Origin of the sequence: Pseudomonas sp. BS-2016 (assembly GCF_001806145.1) — a bacterium.
Lineage (GTDB): Bacteria > Pseudomonadota > Gammaproteobacteria > Pseudomonadales > Pseudomonadaceae > Aquipseudomonas > Aquipseudomonas lundensis.
Genome location: NZ_MLCT01000063.1, coordinates 1 through 1,753, shown reverse-complemented (window position 1 = coordinate 1,753; position 1,753 = coordinate 1). Strand labels below are relative to the sequence as shown.

The window sequence follows — 1,753 nt, the reverse complement described above, 5'->3', positions numbered from 1 at the left end:
CGAGCCTCTGCATCCTTAATCCAGGCCAGTTGCGGATCGGCCTTGACCATCGCCTCAATCGATTGGCTGACGGTCTGTTGATTGACCTGATTGACGTCGATCTTCAGGCCTTCCACCGCCTTGATCGCGATGTTGCCCTCGGCAACCATCTGGGTCTGGCGCAGTGTTTCGTCGGTGTTGCCTTTGCCTTTGGAGGACACCCAGAAGGCATTGTTATTGCTCTTCTCATGACTCTCCTGATGCAGATCCTTCACCGCCTCAAACGTCACCGCCCCTCCACTGACAATCGCAATATCCCCACCACTCTCAAGCTTCGCCGCCTGATACTTCTGATCCCCACCACTCTCCAGTGTCAGATCCCCCCCAGTCTTGATCTCGCTCCCGACACTCTTCACATCGGTCACTTCATCACGCTGAGTCTTCTTGCTGCCCCAATTGCCCTTCTTGCTCATGTCATACAGCGAGTAATGACTGTCCTGCGCCGCCAGCATTTGCAGTTCGTTATCCGCATGCACATAGGCTTCATTGCCTGCGCTGATCTTGCTGGCAACCAAAGTCAGGTCGGTGCCGGCGATGGCGATCAGGTCGCCGCCGGCTTTGAGTTCGGCGCTTTGTTGGGTGACGTCGTCCAGTTGAGTAGTGGTTTTGGTGCCGCCTTTTTTGCCTTTGGAGTAGTCGTGTTGTTCGTTGGCGGCGGCGGCCAGGGTCAGGTTTTCGCCGGCTTTGACGCTGAGGTCTTTGGCGGCGCTGACGGTGCTGGCGACCACGGCGATGTCGCGGCGGGCGTCGATGGCGAGGTTGCCACCCACGTCCACGGCAGAGGTGTGTTGCAGGATGGTTTGCTCGGTGCCGCTGATGCGACGGCGTTGGTAGGCGTAGTCGTCCTGTTCGGTCTGGCTGGCGATCAGCACATCACGCCCTGCGGTTACGCTGGCGTTGCCACCGGCCTTGAGGTTGCTGCCGAGGTTGAGCACGTCGCGGCCGGCGTTCAGCTTGAGCGTGTCGGTGGCTTCGAAGCGGGAGGCTTCGCTGGCCACGTCGTTGCGCAGTTGGTAGCCCTGGCCGTCCTGTTTGAAGGTGGTGACGGTGCGTTCGTTGATGATGTCGCCGATCACGGCGGTGGCGCTGATGTCGCGGCCATTGATGATGCCGCCACGGGTGTTGCGGACCGAGTCGGTGGCGAGCATTTCCAGGCGGTTGCCAGCTTGCATCAGGCCGCTGTTGTCGATGTTGTTGGCAACCATGCTCAGGTTATTGGTGGCGCGCAGGGTGCCGCTGTTGTGCAGGTCGCCGCCGGTGACCAGGCTCACGTCCTGGCCCTGGATCAGCGCGCCGTTGGGGGCCAGGCGGTTGTTGGCCTGGGCCAGGTAGAGCACGGGGGTGAGGACTTTCTGGCCGTTGACCTCGGCTTCTTCCATCCACACGATGTCGTGGGTCAGTGCCGCGACTTGTTCGGCGGTGAGGGACACGCCCAGTTGCAGGTTGAGTGAGTCCTTGTAAGAGATGGCGTTGTCCATCAGGTAGCGGAACAGCGCGTCATCACTGGCAAGGCCGTTGATGTAGCGTTGGCCGGTACGGGCCACAACGGCTTCGCGGATCAGGCGTTGCTCGTACAGGCCGTCGCCCAAGCGCTTCCAGCTGGCGTCGGGGTTGTAGCCCAGTTTGCCGAGCAGGTAGTCGGAGCTCATGAACTGCTTGAGGTCGGTGAGCGCCGGGTTGGTTTCGATCAGGTATTTGTGGCTGTTATCTACCG

At 60.6% G+C, this 1,753-nt stretch carries 1 protein-coding gene; it reads right to left on the bottom strand.

The features are described 5' to 3' along the window. Window positions 1-1,753, bottom strand: a 1,753-nt coding sequence (locus BKD70_RS22205) for a hemagglutinin repeat-containing protein (protein WP_175441022.1), incomplete at both ends; no start/stop codon positions are given.